Annotated in this window: 4 protein-coding genes; 1 reads left to right on the top strand and 3 read right to left on the bottom strand. The window is 61.3% G+C overall.

Annotated elements, in window-relative coordinates:
• Positions 1-149: 149 nt before the first annotated feature.
• The 3 genes from AC1RQB_RS24655 to AC1RQB_RS24645 are packed head-to-tail and all read right to left on the bottom strand — an operon-like array spanning position 150 to position 5,055.
• Positions 150-1,517: an HlyD family type I secretion periplasmic adaptor subunit gene (locus AC1RQB_RS24655; protein ID WP_063341962.1), complete on the bottom strand. Its 1,368-nt coding sequence runs from the start codon at positions 1,515-1,517 to the stop codon at positions 150-152.
• Complete coding sequence (locus AC1RQB_RS24650) at positions 1,507-3,663, bottom strand: type I secretion system permease/ATPase (protein WP_063341963.1); 2,157 nt, start codon at positions 3,661-3,663, stop codon at positions 1,507-1,509. Before AC1RQB_RS24650 ends, AC1RQB_RS24655 begins: the two co-directional genes overlap by 11 nt.
• 39 nt (positions 3,664-3,702) lie before the next feature.
• A complete protein-coding gene (locus tag AC1RQB_RS24645; RefSeq protein ID WP_008074875.1) occupies positions 3,703-5,055 on the bottom strand; it encodes a TolC family outer membrane protein in 1,353 nt (450 codons plus the stop codon).
• Positions 5,056-5,414: 359 nt separating this feature from the next.
• Between AC1RQB_RS24645 and AC1RQB_RS24640 the strand changes: the two genes are divergently transcribed.
• On the top strand, positions 5,415-19,244 hold the full coding sequence (locus AC1RQB_RS24640) for a retention module-containing protein (protein WP_493095271.1): 13,830 nt from the start codon (positions 5,415-5,417) through the stop codon (positions 19,242-19,244).
• Positions 19,245-19,371: the final 127 nt, after the last annotated feature.

The raw sequence follows: 19,371 nt of genomic DNA, 5'->3' as shown, positions 1-19,371 counted from the left end.
CCTGTAAACGATGTCTCCGGTTTAAAACGTAAAGGATGTCTCCGGTTTCTACCCGAGCAAGCCCGCTCCCACAGGGGTTCTTGTGATCGACTCAAATCCCATGTGGGAGCGGGCTTGCTCGCGAAGAGGCCCTCAGCCGCACCGAAAAACTACCGCTCGTGCAACGCCTCGGCGCGCGCCCGAATAATCGGCTTGAGCAAATAACTGAGCACGGTCTTCTTGCCGGTAATGATATCCACCGACGCCACCATCCCCGGGATAATCAACAACGGCTTCTCATCCGTCCCGAGGTGGCTGCGCTCTGTGCGCAATTTGATGATGTAGTACGTGGTCTTCTTGTCTTCGTCGGTGATGGTGTCGGCACCGATCTGCTCCAGCTTGGCTTTCAGGCCGCCGTAGATGGTGTAGTCGTAGGCCGTGAACTTCACCGTGGCGTCCTGCCCCGGATGCAGGAACGCGATGTCTTGCGGACGAATTTTGGCTTCTACCAGCAAGGTGTCATCCAGTGGCACGATCTCCACCAGATCGCTGCCCGGCTGGATCACGCCGCCGATGGTGTTCACCAGCAACTTGTTGACGATGCCGCGCACCGGCGATGTCACCAGCGTCCGGCTAACCCGGTCTTCCAGGGCCTTGCCAGTGGCTTGGGCCTTGTTCAGGTCGGTGCGTGCTTCGTTGAGTTGGGTCAGGGCTTCGCTGCGGAATTTGCCGCGAGTCTCGTCGATCTTGCGCTGCACTTCCTTGATCGCCGATTCGGCCCGAGGAATCGCCAGCGTAGTGGCGTCCAGTTGGCCGCGGGTTTCGACCTCGGCACGCTTGAGTCGCAAAACCTCCACCGGCGACACTGCGCCCTGAGCCACCAACGGCTCGGACATGTTGATTTCCTGACGTTGCAGCGACAACGCGTTGCGATACTGAGACTGTTTGGAGGTGAACTCGCGCAGCTCTTGCTGACGCTGGATCAACTGCTCTTTCAAGCCACCGATTTCATCGTACAGTTGCTGACGACGGCTGATATACAGCGACTCTTCACTGGCAGCCTGAGTAGGAACAGCCTTGAGCACGTCGGCGGGGAAGTTCAGCGGACGGTCATCGACCTCGGCGCTCAAGCGCTCCACACGCAGCAGCATCGACAGCCGATCGGCCTCGGTTTCACCGACGTTGGAGGCAAACCGTGTGTCGTCAAGACGAATCAGCGGCGCGCCGGCCTCGACGATCTGCCCTTCGGTGACGAACAACTCGGAGACGATACCTCCCTCAAGGTTCTGGATTTTCTGGATCTTCGACGACGGAATCGCCTTACCGTCACCCTTGGTGACTTCATCGATTACCGCGAAGTTGGCCCAGAGCATCAGGAACACGAAGAAGCCGATGATCGCCCAGATCGTCAACCGCACCACACGCGGGGCGTCTTCGATCAGCGCTTTATTGACCTCGGGAAGGGGCTGGCCTTGCAGCGATGCGGAGCCTTTGAAGTAACGGCGGATGGAATCCTTGACCCCGGACTTAAGCAACACTGATCTGCCCCTTCTTCAACGCTTCCATCACGGCGGCTTTCGGGCCATCGGCGAGTATCTGCCCACGGTCGATCACCAACAGGCGATCCACCAGCGACAACAGCGAAGCCCGGTGCGTTACCAGCACCACGGTCTTGTTCTCAACCACCGCAGCGAGGCGTTGCTTGAGGCGTTCTTCACCGGTGTTGTCCATGGCGCTGGTCGGTTCGTCCAGCAACAGGATCGGTGGGTTGAGCAGCAGCGCTCGGGCCAGGGCGACGTTCTGACGCTGACCACCGGACAGGTTCTGCCCACGCTCACCGACTTGCAGCTCATAACCTTGCGGGTGCAGACGGGCGAATTCGTGGACGCCGGCCAGTTCCGCGGCTTGCAGCACCAATTCGTCTTCGACATAGCGCGCGCCCGACACCAAATTGTCGCGCAGGGTACCGGCGAGCAACTGGATGTCCTGAGGTACGTAGCCGATGTTGTGGCGTAATTCGCTGACGTCGATCTGACGGATATCCACACCATCCACCAGTAGCGCGCCGTCGTCCGGCTGATAGAGGCCCACCAGCAGTTTGGCCAGGGAGCTTTTGCCCGAGCCGCTGCGACCGATGATGCCGATCTTCTCGCCGGGCTTGATGATCAGGTTGATGTTCTTCAGCGCGGGGTTCTGCTGATCCGGGTACGTGAAGTTCAGCTGACGGCATTCAATGGCGCCTTGCAGCACTTTGCGGCTCAGCGGGCGTTCGTCGAAATTGCGCTCCTGGGGCAGCTCCATCATCTGATCGACCGAGGTCATGGTCACGCGGGCCTGCTGGTAGCGGGTCAGCAGGCCGGACAACGAAGCCAATGGGCTGAGGGCGCGACCGCTGAGCATGTAGCACGCGATCAAGCCGCCCATGCTCAGGTGGCCGTCGATGATCTGGTACACGCCGAAGACGATCATGATCACCCCGGCCAATTGCTGGATCAGCAAGGTGATGTTCATCGCCAGACCGGACAGCATTTTCACCCGCAGCTCGAGGCGGCTGAGGGTGCCGATGGTTTGTTCCCACTGATACTGGCGTTCGCTTTCGGCGTTATTGACCTTCACCGCATCGAGGCCGGCGAGGGTTTCGATCAGGCTCGACTGACGCTCGGCGCCCAGGGCCATGGTTCGTTCCATGGTCGCCACCAGCGGCTTCTGCAAGGCATAACCGATCAGCAAGGCAATCGGGAACGCCAGCACCGGAATCCACACCAGATGCCCGCCCAGGATCGCGATGACCATGAAGATCAGCAGCGTAAACGGCAGGTCGATCAGGCTGGTGAGGGTCAGCGACGCGAGAAAGTCCCGCAGGCTCTGAAACTCATGGATGTTCTGCGCGAAGCTGCCGACCCGGGCCGGGCGGTATTTCATGGCCATGCCGACGATGCGCTCGAACAGCGTCGCGGAGATGATCAGGTCGGTTTTCTTGCCGGCCAGGTCCAGGCACAGGCTGCGCAGGCTCTTGAGGATCAGGTCGAACAGATAAGCGCCCGTGATGCCGATGGCCAGTACCCATAGGGTCGACTCGGCCTGGTTTGGCACCACGCGATCATAGACATTCATCACGAACAGCGGCGCGGCCATGGCAATGATGTTGATCAGAAAACTGGCGGCGATGGCGTCGGCGTACAGCCAGCGCGAACGCTTGAGGGTGTCGCGAAACCACGAACGCGCGCGCGGGATCAGCGTGCCGTGGTTAACGTCAAATTTATGTTGGGGTTGGGCGAAGAAGACTTTGCCGCTGTAGTCGTCGGCGAGCAGTTCACGGCTGACGCAAACTTCACCACCATCGCTTTCGCTAAGCAGCAGGCGGGCCTGGTCTTCACCGTGCCAGCCGAGCAGCACCGCGCTGCGACCTTCCTTGAGCAGCAATAGCGCCGGCATGGCAATCACCGGAATCTGCTCCAGCTTGCGTTGCAACACCCGCCCTTGCAGCCCGGCGCGAGCGGCCGCGCGGGGCAGCAGTTCGACGCTCAGGCGTTGTTTGGGTAACGGCAGGCCGGTGGTCAGCATCGCGGCGCTGGCCGGTTTCTGGTGCAAAGTGCAAAGGGCTAGCAGGCCGTCCAGTAACGGATCGTCATGCAGCGCGCGCGGATCATGAATGAGTTGAACTCGACTGACTTCTGATTCCACGCTCGACACTCTTGGCTAACGATTAAAATGAGGCAGGACTCAATTCATCCCGGGCAACTGAACCTTGGGCTTCACGTCGTTCTGCACAACGGATGCCAACGGTGCGACTACGCCCTGACTTTTGAGCAATTCGCCCATGGTCGCCTTGATTCGGTACTGAGTAAATAACTGAATGTTCTTGATCTCGGCCAACCGACGGGAAGCGCTGAACAGCTCGTTTTCACTGTCGAGCAGGTCGAGCAAAGTGCGTTCGCCGAGGCTGAACTGCTTCTGGTACGCGCTACGTACGCTGGTGCTGCGATCGACATATTGCTGGGCGATCGGCACTTGGGCGTTAGCGTTGTTCAAGGCATTCCAGGCCAGACCCAGTTCTTCGTTCAACACACGCAGGGCATTGTTGCGAATATCCAGCGCCTGGTTCGACAGGTAGGACTTGGATTCCAGATCAGCCTTGTTGCTGCCACCGGCGAACAAATTGAAGCGCATGCGCAGCATGGCCTGCCATTCGTTGCTGTGACCGTTCTGACCGTCAATATCGTTGTCGGCGCTGCGACCCAATTCGGCATCGAAGCGCGGATAGAAGCTCGACTTGGCGGCTTCGTACTGTTTCTCGGCGGCAGCGATATCGGATTCGGCGGAGCGCAGGATCGGGCTATTTTCCAGCATCTGCGCCCGGGCTTCATTCAGGTTGGCCGGCAACAGCGCCATAAAATCGGCGGGCCGCTCCAGTTGATCGGGCATCTGGCCGACGGCGCTGAGGAAGTTGGTTTCGGCATCGGCCAGGTTGGTCTGTTCAGTGATCAGGTTGTTGCGGGCCTGGGCCATGCGCGCGTCAGCCTGATCAAGGTCGGCGCCGCTGCCCACGCCGCGCTGGGTGCGCAACTTGATCTGGTCGAGAATCCGTTCGTGGTTCTTCAGATTGTCTTCAGCCAGGCGCACGAATTCGCGGCGAGTCAATACATCGAGATAGACCTGAGCGACAGTCAGCCCGGTACGTTCCGACGTGCCCAGCAAGGAATAAGCGCGGGAATTAACGGTGGCTTGTTGACGCCCCACTTCGCTGGACGTCGCAAAACCGTCAAACACCATCTGCGACAGACGTAAACTTGACTCACTGCGGTTCAGCGTTTCCCAGTGATTGTTGTTGCCGGCGGCGCGGGTGGTGACGCTGTCGGTGCCTTCACGACCATAACCGCCCAGCAGATCGACCCTCGGCAAGTATCCCCCTTTGGCGGCCTTTAACTGATAATCCGCGGCCAATCGGCTGTTAACCCCTGCCTGAATTTCCGGATGAACATCCAGCGCCTGCTGCATGGCCTGCGGGAGGCTTTGCGCCTGAACAAAGCTGGCGGCAAGGGCGAAGGGTAGAACCTTGAACAGGTGCAAACGCATAGTTGGAATTTCCCGGGACTTCTTGTCTTGAATCACTGCAGAACGTGGCGCTGCATCGGATGATGGCAACCGGAATGACCGTATGTCGGAAAGTTCAAAATCGGAACTGGATCACACGCTGCAGGACAGGTCGCCGTTTAAATATCAATGTGACATTACTGGGACGATTGTTTAGGATGGCACCCATAAGGTCAATAGTTTGGCATAAAGTTAATTCCGAAAAAATATAGCCAAGTTATTGACACTTACCGCGTCAAAGTTATGCATCAAACATCTTAGAAAGTACGTCCAGCCCCGATCGGCGAACACGCCGAGCGGTTCATGGAGGTCAACTGAACGTGACACCCGGAGAGTCTTCAATGAGCAGTGTTGTTGCCATCGTCAAAAGCATTGTTGGTCAGGTTTTCGCGGTGTCGCCAGAAGGCGTCCGCCGCGTACTCGTTGAAGGCGACCGGTTGTTGGTCGGCGATCAGGTAGACACCGGTGCCGCCGGCGCCATTACGCTCGAACTGGCTGATGGCCGCACCCTGGACCTGGGCCGCGACACTCAGTGGAGCGGCAGCGAACCGGATTCCAGCACCGACCTTGCGCAAGCCACTGCACAAGCCGCGCCATCGGTTGACGAATTGCAACAAGCCATCGCCGCCGGTGTCGACCCGACCACCGCTCTTGAAGCCACCGCGGCCGGCCCTACGGCTGCGAGCGGGGGCGGCTCTACCGGTGGTGGCCACAGTTTTGTGGCCCTGGAGGCAACCGCTGCCCGGGTCGACCCGACTATCGGCTTCCCGACAGAGGGGCTCGCCACTGCCGCGTTGGCAACACAAGACACCACCGGCGGCCAGACTGCCGACACCAGCGCCAATGCCCTGCGCGAATCGACCCTGAGCCTGAGCGCCACGCCGACCATCACCGAGGCCGGTGGCGTGCTGGTTTACACCGCGACCCTGACCCAGGCTCCGCTGACCGACCTGACCATTACCCTGTCCAACGGCTCGGTGATCGTGATTGCAGCCGGCCAAACCACCGGCACCGTCAACGTTCCGCTGGCACCGAACGACACGGTTTATAACGACTCGACCCAGATCAATGTGACCGTCACCGGCACCACGGGCGGCAGCGGTATCGTGGTCACCCCGCCGACCGTTCCGGCCGTGACCCAGGTCACCGACACTGTCGACACCACCACCGTCACACTGTCAGCGGGCTCGACCGTCACTGAAGGTGGCCAGATCACCTACACCGCGACGTTGACCAACCCGGCGCAGACGCCGGTCACCGTCACTCTGTCCAACGGTTCGACCATCACCATCGCCGCTGGCAACACCACCGGCAGCGTCAACGTTCCGACGCCGGCCAACGACGTCTACAACAATGGCAGTACCGTCAGCACCACGATTACCGGCGCGACTGGCGGCAACTTCGAAAATCTGGTGCCGAATCCAACCCCGGCCGTCACCACCATTACCGATTCCGCCGACACCACCACCGTCACGCTGACGGCGGGCTCGACTGTCACCGAAGGCGGTCAGATCACCTACACCGCGACCCTGACCAACCCGGCGCAGACGCCAGTCACCGTCACGCTGTCCAACGGTTCGACCATCACCATCGATGCCGGCCAGACCACCGGCAGCGTGAACGTTCCGACGCCGGCCAATGACGTCTACAACAATGGCAGCACCGTCAGCACCACCATCTCCGGGACTACCGGCGGCAACTTCGAGAGTCTGGTGCCGAACCCGACTCCGGCGGTCACCACCATTACCGATTCGGTCGACAACACTGGCCTGACCCTGTCCGCCACCGGCAGTGTCACTGAAGGCGGCCAGATCACCTACACCGCGACCCTGACCAACCCGGCGCAGACGCCGGTCACCGTGACCCTGTCCAACGGTTCGACCATCACCATCGAAGCCGGTAAAACCACCGGCTCCGTGAACGTCGACACCCCGGCCAATGACGTCTACAACAACGGCAGCACCGTCAGCACCACAATCACCGGCGCTACCGGCGGCAACTTCGAGAACCTGGTACCGAGCACCACGCCTGCCGTCACCACCATCACCGACTCGATCGACAACACCGGCCTGAGCCTCAGCGCCACCGGCACCGTCCTCGAAGGCGGCCAGATCACCTACACCGCCACCCTGACCAACCCGGCCGGCACGCCGATGACCGTGACCTTGAGCAACGGCTCGGTCATTACCATCGAAGCGGGCAAGACCACCGGCAGCGTGACCGTCGATACGCCGGCCAACGACGTCTACAACAACGGCAGCACCGTCAGCACTACGATCACCGGCACCACCGGCGGCAATTTCGAGCAACTGACCCCGAGCAGCGAGCCGGCGCTCACCATCATTACCGACTCGAAAGACGACACCGGCCTGAGCCTGTCTGCGTCCACCGAAGTGGCCGAAGGTGGTCAGATTCTGTACACCGCGACGCTGACTAATCCGGCCGGCACGCCGGTCACTGTGACCTTGAGCAACGGCGCGGTGATCACCATCGCCGCCGGCGCGACCACCGGCAGCGTGAGCGTCGATGCGCCTGCCGATGATGTTTATAAAGATGCCGGCAAGGTTGAAGTGACCATCACGGACGCCGCGGGTGGCAACTTTGAGAACCTGGTGACGGACCCGGCGGCAGCGGTCACCGAGGTGACTGACACTCTCGACACTTCGACGGTTAATCTGACAGCGACGTCTACTGTCGCTGAAGGCGGGACCGTGGTTTACACCGCGTCCGTCAACGCACCGGTCACCGGTTCGCCAGTGGTTGTCACTCTGTCCAATGGCCAGACCATTACTATTCCGGTTGGATCGAGCAGCGGTTCTGTCAACTTCGTTGCGCCAAACGATGCGCTGGCCGGTGGCAGCTCGCTGAGCGTCAAGATCGACGGTGCAACGGGCGGTAATTACGAGAAGCTGGACATCGACGGCAAGTCGGCGGATACCTCGGTGACCGACACTGCGGACACCACCAACCTGTCGCTGACTGCGACCGGTGCCGTGGATGAGGGTGGCCAGATCACCTACACGGCAACCCTGACCAATGCGGCCGGCACACCAGTCACCGTGACCTTGTCGAACGGCGCCGTGATCACTATTGAAGCGGGCAAAACCACCGGCTCCGTGACCGTCGATGCGCCGAAGGACGATGTCTACAAAGACACCGGCACCGTCGAAGCAACCATCAAAGGTGCGACCGGCGGCAATTTCGAAAACCTAGTGGCTAGCGACACCCCGGCGGTCACCACCGTTAACGACACCATCGACACCAGCACCGTTTCGCTGAGTGCCACTTCGAGCGTCGCTGAAGGCGGGACCGTGATTTACACCGCGTCCGTATCGGCGCCAGTCACCGGCTCGCCAATGGTTGTCACCCTGTCCAACGGTCAGACCATCACCATTCCAGTCGGATCGAGCAGCGGTTCTGTCGACTTCGTTGCGCCAAACGATGCGCTGGCTGGCGGCAGCTCGCTGAGCGTCAAGATTGACGATGCCAAGGGTGGCAACTACGAGAAACTGGAAGTCGACGGCAAGTCGGCGGACACCTCGGTGACTGATACCGCGGATACCACCACCCTCAGCCTGAGTGCTACCGATTCGGTCGCCGAAGGTGGGTCCATCGTTTATACCGCGACCTTGACCAATGCGGCCGGAACTCCGGTCACCGTCACGTTGAGCAACGGCGCCGTGATCACCATCGCGGCCGGTGCGACTACCGGTTCCGTAACCGTCGATGCGCCAAAAGACGACGTCTACAAAGACGCCGGCCAGGTTGAAGTGACCATCAAAGACGCCGCGGGCGGAAACTTCGAAAACCTGGCGACCAACCCGGCGGCAGCGGTTACCGAGGTGACCGATACCCTCGACACCTCAACCGTGAACCTGACCGCGACGTCTACCGTCGCCGAAGGCGGCACCGTGGTTTACACCGCGTCCGTCAGCGCACCGGTCACCGGTTCGCCAGTGGTTGTCACCCTGTCCAACGGCCAGACCATCACCATCCCGGTTGGCTCGAGCAGCGGTTCTGTCAACTTCGTTGCGCCAAACGATGCCCTCGCTGGCGGTGGCTCTCTAAGTGTCAAGATCGACGATGCCAAAGGTGGTAACTACGAAAAGCTGGAAGTCGACGGCACGTCGGCGGACACCTCGGTTACCGACACCGCTGACACCACCAACCTGTCGCTGACCGCGACCGGCACCGTGGATGAAGGCGGCCAGATCACCTACACGGCAACCCTGACCAATGCAGCCGGCACACCAGTCACCGTGACCCTGTCGAACGGTGCCGTGATCACCATTGAAGCGGGCAAAACCACCGGCTCTGTGACCATCGATGCACCGAAGGACGACGTCTATAAAGACACCGGCACCGTTGAAGCGACCATCAAAGGCGCGACCGGCGGCAACTTCGAGAACCTGGTGGCTAGCGACACCCCGGCGGTGACCACCGTTAACGACACCATCGATACCAGCACCGTTTCGCTGAGTGCCACCGCGAACGTCGCCGAAGGCGAAACCGTGGTCTACACCGCGACGGTTAATGCACCCGTCACCGGTGCGCCAGTGGTCGTCACCCTGTCCAACGGTCAGATCATCACCATCCCGGTCGGCGAAACCACCGGCAGCGTGAACTTTGTCGCGCCAAACAGCCCCCTTGCGGGCGGCAGCTCCCTGAGCGTCAAAATTGACGGCGCAACAGGCGGTAATTACGAGAAGCTGGAAGTCGACGGCAAATCGGCGGACACCTCGGTGACCGATACGGCGGACACCACCACCCTCAGCCTGAGCGCTACCGATTCGGTCGCCGAAGGTGGGTCCATCGTTTATACCGCCACACTGACCAATGCGGCCGGGACTCCGGTCACCGTCACCCTGAGCAACGGCGCGATCATCACCATCGCGGCCGGTGCGACTACCGGTTCCGTAACCGTTGATGCGCCAAAAGACGACGTCTACAAAGACGCCGGCCAAGTTGAAGTGACCATCAAAGACGCCGCGGGCGGCAACTTCGAAAACCTGGCGACTAACCCAGCGGCTGCGGTTACCGATGTCACCGATACCCTCGACACCTCGACCGTGAACCTCACTGCGACCAGCACTGTGGCTGAGGGCGGGACCGTGGTTTACACGGCGTCCGTCTCCGCCCCGGTCACCGGCTCGCCAGTGGTTGTCACCCTGTCCAACGGCCAGACCATCACCATCCCGGTCGGCTCGAGCAGCGCCAGCGTCAACTTCACCGCGCCGAACGATGCGTTGGCCGGTGGCGGCTCGCTAAGCGTCAAGATCAACGATGCCAAGGGCGGCAACTACGAGAAACTGGAAGTCGATGGCAAGTCGGCGGATACATCGGTGACTGATACCCCGGACACCACCAACCTGTCGCTGACCGCCACTGACTCGGTGGCTGAAGGCGGCTCGATCGTTTACACCGCGACCCTGACCAATGCGGCCGGCACGCCGGTCACCGTGACCCTGTCGAACGGTGCAGTGATCACCATCGCCGCTGGCGCAACCACCGGTTCTGTAACCGTCGATGCACCTAAGGACGACGTCTACAAAGACGCCGGCCAAATCGAAGTGACGATCAAGGATGCCGCAGGCGGCAACTTCGAAAACCTGGCGACCAATCCGGCGGCGGCGATCACCGAGGTGACCGATACCCTCGACACCTCGACCGTGAACCTCACTGCGACCAGCACTGTGGCTGAGGGCGGGACCGTGATTTACACCGCGTCCGTGTCTGCTCCAGTCACCGGCTCGCCAGTGGTTGTCACCCTGTCCAATGGCCAGAGCATCACCATCCCGGTTGGCTCGAGCAGCGCCAGCGTGAATTTCACTGCGCCGAACGATGCCCTGGCTGGTGGTGGTTCGCTGAGCGTGAAAATCGACGACGCCAAGGGCGGTAATTACGAGAAGCTGGAAGTCGACGGCAAATCGGCGGACACCTCGGTTACCGACACCGCTGACACCACCAACCTGTCGCTGACTGCGACCGGTGCCGTGGATGAAGGCGGACAGATCACCTACACGGCAACCCTGACCAATGTCGCCGGCACACCAGTCACCGTGACCCTGTCGAACGGCGCCGTGATCACTATCGAAGCGGGCAAAACCACCGGCTCCGTGACTGTCGATGCACCGAAGGACGATGTCTACAAAGACGCCGGCACCGTCGAAGCGACCATCAAAGACGCGACTGGTGGCAACTTCGAGAACCTGGTCGCCAGCGACACCCCGGCGGTGACCACCGTCAATGACACCATCGATGCCAGCATCGTTTCGCTGACTGCCACTTCGAGTATCACTGAAGGCGGGACCGTGGTTTACACCGCGTCCGTCAGCGCACCGGTCACCGGTTCGCCGGTCGTTGTAACCCTGTCCAACGGCCAAACCATCACCATTCCGGTTGGCTCGAGCAGCGGTTCTGTCAACTTCGTTGCGCCAAACGATGCCCTGGCTGGTGGCAACTCGCTGAGCGTCAAGATCGACGATGCCAAAGGTGGTAACTACGAAAAGCTGGAAGTCGACGGCAAGTCGGCGGACACCTCGGTTACCGATACGGCGGACACTACAACCCTCAGCCTCAGCGCTACGGATTCGGTCGCTGAAGGCGGCTCCATCGTTTACACCGCGACCCTGACCAACCCCGCCGGCACACCAGTGACCGTCACGCTGAGCAACGGCGCGATCATCACCATTGCCGCCGGTGCGACTACCGGCAGCGTGACCGTCGATGCGCCAAAAGACGACGTCTACAAAGACGCCGGCCAAATCGAAGTGACGATCAAGGATGCCGCAGGCGGCAACTTCGAAAACCTGGCGACCAACCCGGCGGCTGCGGTTACCGATGTCACCGATACCCTCGACACCTCGACCGTGAACCTCACTGCGACCAGCACTGTGGCTGAGGGCGGGACCGTGGTTTACACGGCGTCCGTCTCCGCCCCGGTCACCGGCTCGCCGGTGGTTGTGACCCTGTCCAACGGCCAGACCATCACCATCCCGGTCGGCTCGAGCAGCGCCAGTGTCAACTTCACCGCGCCGAACGATGCTCTAGCCGGCGGTGGTTCGCTGAGCGTCAAGATCGACGATGCCAAGGGCGGCAACTACGAGAAGCTGGACGTCGATGGCAAGTCGGCAGACACCTCGATCACTGACACGTCGGACACCACAACCCTCAGCCTGAGCGCTACGGACTCGGTCGCTGAAGGCGGCTCGATTGTTTACACCGCGACCTTGACCAACGCCGCTGGCACGCCAGTGACCGTCACTCTGAGCAACGGTGCCGTGATCACCATCGCCGCCGGCGCCACCAGCGGTTCCGTGACCGTCGATGCGCCGAAAGATGATGTCTACAAAGACGCCGGCACCGTCGAAGTCACCATCAAAAACGCCGCAGGCGGCAACTTCGAAAACCTGACCACCAGCCCAGCGGCTGCGGTTACCGATGTGACCGATACCCTCGACACCTCGACCGTGAACCTCACTGCGACCAGCACTGTGGCTGAGGGCGGGACCGTGGTTTACACCGCATCCGTCAGCGCACCGGTCACCGGTTCGCCGGTCGTTGTCACCCTGTCCAACGGCCAGACCATCACCATTCCGGTTGGCTCGAGCAGCGGTTCTGTCAACTTCGTTGCGCCAAACGATGCCCTCGCTGGCGGCGGCTCGCTGAGCGTCAAGATCGACGATGCCAAAGGCGGCAACTACGAGAAACTGGAAGTCGACGGCAAGTCGGCGGATACCTCGGTGACTGATACCCCGGACACCACCAACCTGTCGCTGACCGCCACTGACTCGGTCGCTGAAGGCGGCTCCATCGTTTACACCGCGACCCTGACCAACCCCGCCGGCACGCCAGTGACCGTCACCCTGAGCAACGGCGCGATCATCACCATCGCCGCCGGTGCGACCAGCGGTTCCGTGACCGTTGATGCGCCAAAAGACGACGTCTACAAAGATGCCGGCCAGGTTGAAGTCACGATCAAGGACGCCGCAGGCGGCAACTTTGAAAACCTGACCACCAGCCCAACGGCAGCGGTCACCGAGGTGACTGACACCCTCGACACCTCAACCGTGAACCTGACCGCGACGTCTACCGTCGCCGAAGGCGGTACCGTGGTTTACACCGCGTCCGTCAGCGCACCAGTCACCGGTTCGCCAGTCGTTGTCACCCTGTCCAACGGCCAGACCATCACTATCCCGGTCGGCTCGAGCAGCGCCAGCGTCGACTTCACCGCGCCGAACGATGCGTTGGCCGGTGGCGGTTCGCTAAGCGTCAAGATCGACGATGCCAAGGGCGGCAACTACGAGAAACTGGAAGTCGACGGCAAGTCGGCGGATACCTCGGTGACCGATACTCCGGAAACCACGACCCTCAGCCTCAGCGCTACGGATTCGGTCGCTGAAGGCGGCTCCATCGTTTACACCGCCACCTTGACCAACGCCCCCGGCACGCCAGTGACCGTCACCCTGAGCAACGGCGCGATCATCACCATCGCCGCCGGTGCGACCAGCGGTTCCGTGACCGTTGATGCGCCAAAAGACGACGTCTACAAAGATGCCGGCCAGGTTGAAGTCACCATCAAGGACGCCGCAGGCGGCAACTTTGAAAACCTGACCACCAGCCCAGCGGCTGCGGTTACCGATGTCACCGATACCCTCGACACCTCAACCGTGAACCTGACCGCGACGTCTACCGTCGCCGAAGGCGGCACCGTGGTTTACACCGCGTCCGTCAGCGCACCAGTCACCGGTTCGCCGGTCGTTGTAACCCTGTCCAACGGCCAAACCATCACCATTCCGGTTGGCTCGAGCAGCGGTTCTGTCAACTTCGTTGCGCCAAACGATGCCCTCGCTGGCGGCGGCTCGCTGAGCGTCAAGATCGACGATGCCAAAGGCGGCAACTACGAGAAACTGGAAGTCGACGGCAAGTCGGCGGATACCTCGGTGACTGATACCCCGGACACCACCAACCTGTCGCTGACCGCCACTGACTCGGTCGCTGAAGGCGGCTCCATCGTTTACACCGCGACCTTGACCAACGCCGCAGGCACGCCAGTAACCGTCACCCTGAGCAACGGTGCCGTGATCACCATCGCCGCCGGTGCCACCGCCGGTTCTGTAACCGTCGACGCACCGAAGGACGACGTCTACAAAGACGCCGGCCAGGTTGAAGTGACGATCAAGGATGCCGCAGGCGGCAACTTCGAAAACCTGGCGACCAATCCGGCAGCGGCGGTCACCGATGTGACCGATACCCTCGACACCTCAACCGTGAACCTGACCGCGACGTCTACCGTCGCCGAAGGCGGTACCGTGGTTTACACCGCGTCCGTCAGCGCACCAGTCACCGGTTCGCCAGTCGTTGTCACCCTGTCCAACGGCCAGACCATCACCATCCCGATCGGCTCGAGCAGCGCCAGCGTCAATTTCACCGCGCCAAACGATGCCCTGACCGGTGGCAGCTCTCTAAGCGTCAAGATCGACGATGCCAAAGGCGGCAACTACGAAAAACTGGAAATCGACGGCAAATCAGCAGACACCTCGGTTACCGACACCGCTGACACCACCAACCTGTCGCTGACCGCGACCGGCACCGTGGATGAAGGCGGCCAGATCACCTACACCGCCACCCTGACCAACGCCGCCGGGACCCCGGTCACCGTCACGCTCAGCAACGGCGCCGTCATCACCATCGACGCCGGTAAAACCACAGGCACCGTTACCGTCCCGGCTCCATCCGATGACGTTTACAAAGACACCGGCACTGTCCAGGCAACCATCTCCACCGCCACCGGTGGCAACTTCGAAAACCTGGTGCCAAGCACTGCCCCGGCAGTAACCAGCATCACCGACACCCTCGACACCTCGACCGTCACCCTGAACGCCACCGCTTCGGCAACTGAAGGCGGCACCGTCACTTACACCGCGACTGTCGGTGCGCCCGTGACGGGCAGCCCGGTCACCGTGTCCTTGGCCAACGGTCAGACGATCACCATCGAAGTCGGTAAAACCACCGGTACTGTGACCACCGCCGCACCGAACGACGCATTGGCCGGTCATGTTCCGCTGACCAACTCGATCACCAGCGTCAGCGGCGGCAACTACGAGAACCTGGTAGCGGATAAAACGCCGGTCAGCACCACCGTGACCGACACCGTCGACACCACCAACCTCAGCCTGAGCGCGACCAACTCGGTCGCCGAAGGTAGCCAGATCACTTACACCGCGACCCTGACCAACGCCGCCGGCACTCCGGTGACCGTGACGTTGAGCAATGGCGCCGTGATCACCATCGACGCCGGCAAAACCACTGGCACCGTGACTGTCGATGCGCCGAAGGACGACGTCTACAAAGACGCCGGCACCGTCGAAGCAACCATCACTGGCGCCACCGGCGGCAACTTCGAAAACCTGGTCACCAGCAATACTGCTGCGGTCACGACTGTCACCGACACGATCGACAAAACCGAAGTCAGCATCAGCGGCAGCACCTCGGTCACCGAAGGCCAGACCGCCAGCTACACCGTCAGCCTGACTCACCCGGCGCAGACCGAAGTAACCCTGAAAATCGTCTACAGCGGCACTGCCGCCGACGGTTCGGACTTCACCGGCGTGTACACCGTGAAAATCCCGGCGGGCGCCAGCAGCGCAAACTTCAACGTCGCGACACTGGACGACAAGCTCACCGAAGGCACCGAGAACTTCGTGGTCAAGATCGACTCGGCCACCGGCGGCAACTTCGAAAACCTCGCAGTCAGCACCACCAACGGCAGCGTCAGCACCTCGATCACCGACAACGATGCAGCGCCGGTTCTCGACCTGGACGCCAACAACTCCAGCGGCGCCACCGGGGCCAACTACAACGTGACCTTCACCGAAGGCACTACCGGCCAGGGCGTCTCGATCGGCGACACCGACCTGAAAATCACCGACCCGGACAGCACGATGCTGACCGGCGCCACCATCGTGCTGACCAACCGTCAGCCGGGCGACGCGCTGAACCTGGGCAACAGCGTCAACGGCATCAGCATCAACGCCAACAGCCAGGACGGCACCGTTACCCTGACTCTGTCGGGTAACGCGACGCTGGCCGACTACATGCAGCAGATCAAAAACATCAGCTTCACCAACAGCAGTGAAGATCCGAGCACCGTGCCACGGATCATCACCGTGACGGTGACCGATGGCAGCAACTACTCCAACACCGCGACCACCACCGTCAACGTGGTGGCCGTGAACGACGTGCCGACCGCCGCACCGGTTAACGTCACCGGCACCGAAGACACCCCGCTGATTCTCGGCTGGTCGACCTTCGGTGTCAGCGATGTCGACAGCGCAACCGCCAACCTGGGGGTGAAAATCACTCAACTGCCGGGCGACGGCAAGTTGCAGTACCTGGACGGTGCGACCTGGAAAGACGTGGCGACCAACCAGACCTTCAGCAAGGCCGACATCGACGCCGGCAAGTTGCGCTTCACGCCAGATGCCAACGAATCGGGCATCGATGGCTACGGTGGCAGCGGTCTGGGCAACAAACAGGCTGACTACGCGCAGATCAAGTTCCAGCCAACCGACGGTCAACTGCTGGGCAACACCGGCACGGTGAAAATCGACATCACGCCGGTTGCCGACGCGCCATCCCTGAGCGTCGCGGACAACAGCGTCAAATCCACCGGGCTGATCAAGGAAGTCTGGACCGGTCTGTCGGGCCTCGGCACCAATGGCAGCGGCGCGGCTACCGATACACTGAAATCGGTCATCGACGGCGCGGGTACACCGAACTCCAGCAGCACCGTGACCAACGTGCAGTCCAATGGTGGCGTCACGGCCGGCACGGCGTCGAAAACGTCGGGCCTGATTTACCTCGAAGCCGGCAAGACGTACACCTTCAGCGGTACCGGTGACGACAGCCTGTTGGTAACCATCGGCGGTAAAAACGTGGCCGCAATCACTTGGGGCGCGGGCGGTAACCTGAACGGTTCGTTCATCCCGACCACCAGCGGTTATTACACCCTGGACATCTACCACCACAACCAGAACGGCCCGGGCAGCTATGACGTCAACCTGTCGGTCAACGGCGGTGCGGCGGTCGACTTGAGCAGTGCCGGCGTGCCGCTGTACACCGGCGTGGCGGATCTGGCCGCTTCTGGCATGACGGTTTCCGACCTGCACGGCACCAATGGCGAAGGCTACTACGACGGCTACAAACTCAACGAAGGCGCCGAAGGCACCAGCGTCCACCTGTCCGCGATCAAAACGGCGCTTACCGATACCGACGGCTCTGAAAGCCTGAGCGTGAAGATCAGCGGCATGCCGGAGGGCTCGGTGCTCAGCGATGGCGCGGGCCACACCTTCACCACCACCAACGGTGAAGCCAACGTCACCGGCTGGAACCTCGGCACGCTGACCGTCACCCCGCCGCCGTACTACAACGGCCAGTTCACCCTGACCGTGACATCGACATCCACCGAAGCCCATGGCGGTTCGGCACCGAGTACCGCGCAGATCCCGGTCACGGTGTACCCGGCGGTTTACAACGCCACCACCGCCACAGCGGCCGACGACACCATCACCGGCACCGACGGCAACGACATCATGGTCGCGGACATCGGCGGGCTGACCGTGGTGCCGGGCACCAACTACAACATCGCGTTCATGGTCGACAGCTCGGGCAGCATGAGCGCTTCTTCGATCAGCGCCGCCAAAGATTCGCTGACCGCGGTATTCAACACCCTCAAGCAAAGCATGGGCGGCAACTCCGGGACGGTGAAAATCTTCCTGGTGGACTTCGACAACCAGGTCAACAAGTCGGTGTCGGTGAACCTGAATGACCCGAATGCGCTGACCTTGCTCAAATCCGTGCTGGACTCGATGTCGTCAGGCGGCGGCACCAACTACGAGGACGTGTTCAAAACCACGGCCAACTGGTTCCAGAGTGCTGATGCGATGGCCAACACCGGTGCGAAGAACCTCACGTACTTCATCACCGATGGCAAGCCGACCTACTATCAGGGCGGCGAACAAACCAACCCAACCTTGTTCGGCAATGTGAGGCTCGATGACGTCATCACCACCACCAATTACAAGTTGGGGCAGACTTATTCCGACTACCTGGACAGCACTCACTACCTGACCATCGACAGCGCCGGCAACGTCACGCTGCAGACTCAGAATAAAAAGGGCAACTGGCACAGTTCTGAACTGGGCACCCTCCATGCCGAGGGTAACGGCACGTACGAACTGTCCTATCGCGATGGCACCGGCTACAGCACCGATTCCACCGCCATCGACAACTCCTCCATCGGCTTCACATTGCTGAGCAACGTGTCGACGGTGGAAGCGATCGGCCTGAACACAGACGTCACCCTCGGCGACCTCAAGCCGTACGATTCGGATCAAACGCCACAAACCAACATCGACCCGAAAGACCTGGCCAACTCGATCATCGGCCATACCGAAGCGACGATGCCGGGTGCCGACACGGTCAGCGGCGGCGACGGCAACGACCTGCTGTTCGGCGATCTGGTGAGCTTCAATGGCATTGCCGGCGAGGGTTATCAGGCCATGCAGGCGTTCGTGGCCCAGCAGACCGGCGTCGACGCCAGCAAAGTCACCACCAGCAACGTGCACCAGTACATTACCGAGCACTACACCGCGTTCGACGTCTCTGGCGCCCACGACGGTAACGACACGCTGCTGGGTGGCGCGGGCAACGACATTCTCTTCGGCCAGGGTGGCAACGACCTCCTCGACGGCGGCAAGGGCAATGACATCCTGCTAGGTGGCAGCGGCAATGACTCGTTGATCGGTGGTCAAGGCAACGACATCCTGATTGGCGGTTCGGGTGCCGACACCTTCATTTGGAAGGCTGGCGATACCGGCAGCGACGTGATCAAGGACTTCAAGGCCAGCGAAGGCGACCGCATCGACCTGCGTGATCTGTTGCAGGGCGAAACCGGCAGCACCATTGATAACTTCCTGAAAATCACCACGGTGGATGGTGTGTCGTCTCTGCAAGTGAGCTCTGGCGGCAAGTTCAACGGCGCCGACGCCGCAGCGGCCACCCCGGACGTGACGATCAAACTGGAAGGCAACAATTGGTCCAGCGCCAGCATCAACTCGTTGATCGCCGGCAGTGACCCGACCATCAAGGTCGATCACAACAACAGCTGATCAGCAGGCTGACGGCCGCCCAGACCGGGCGGCCGTCACGTTTGCGTCCACCTCACGGGTGACGATTTCGTCGTCGCACCGCATACTCGCCTGCGTTGGCCTATGCTGCTGACAGCATGACGCTGGT

This window comes from Pseudomonas sp. GW822-FHT02E03, from assembly GCF_058802325.1.
Note: the sequence above shows the minus strand (reverse complement) of the source record. Positions and strands in the feature narration are given on the sequence as shown.

What these genes read in the sequence shown, in the direction of transcription:
- AC1RQB_RS24645 (WP_008074875.1), bottom strand. Translation starts at nt 5,055, where the DNA reads ATGCGTTTGCACCTGTTCAAGGTTCTACCCTTCGCCCTTGCCGCCAGC.
- AC1RQB_RS24640 (WP_493095271.1), top strand. Translation starts at nt 5,415, where the DNA reads ATGAGCAGTGTTGTTGCCATCGTCAAAAGCATTGTTGGTCAGGTTTTC.